This window comes from Pseudomonas sp. GW821-FHT12A04, assembly GCF_058807755.1.
Window position 1 is genome coordinate 1 of record NZ_JBXAQZ010000036.1, and the last position, 503, is coordinate 503.

1 protein-coding gene is annotated in these 503 nt (G+C 54.5%); it reads right to left on the minus strand.

Features of this window, described 5'->3' with window-relative positions; translation table 11 throughout:
* Positions 1–38: 38 nt before the first annotated feature.
* On the minus strand, positions 39–503 hold a 465-nt coding region (locus tag AC1RS8_RS28035; protein WP_493164252.1), incomplete at its 5' end, for an IS3 family transposase.

Sequence of the window (503 nt, forward strand, 5' to 3'; positions counted from 1 at the left end):
TGAACTGGTCAAGTAATCCCGGACACCGGTTACGGTGTTTATGCCGCTTTTTGCTCCATGGCTATTGGCGACAGATAGTTGTTGTAGCTGTGGAGCCTGGTGCGGTTGTAGTACATGAAGAAGCGCACCATATCGGTTTTGGCTTCCTCGATCTTGCTGTAGCCACTACGAGGCACCCATTCTGATTTCAGCGTGCCGAAAAATCGCTCTGTTGGAGCGTTGTCCCAGCACTGCCCGCGATGGCTCATGCTTTGCAATATGTCACGACGCTTCAGTTCTTCTTGAAACTTGCGGCTGGTGTACTGACAGCCCTGATCCGAGTGAAACATCAGCCCCGCAGGGCACGTTCGAACCTCTGTCGCCATGCGTAGCGCCTTGCTGACCAAGTTGGCGTCATTGACCAGCGAAAATGCCCAACCGATGACCCGGCGAGCAAACAAATCGATGACGATGGCCAGATGAACCCAGCGCTCGCCCACCATCAAGCTGGTCACGTCGCCACA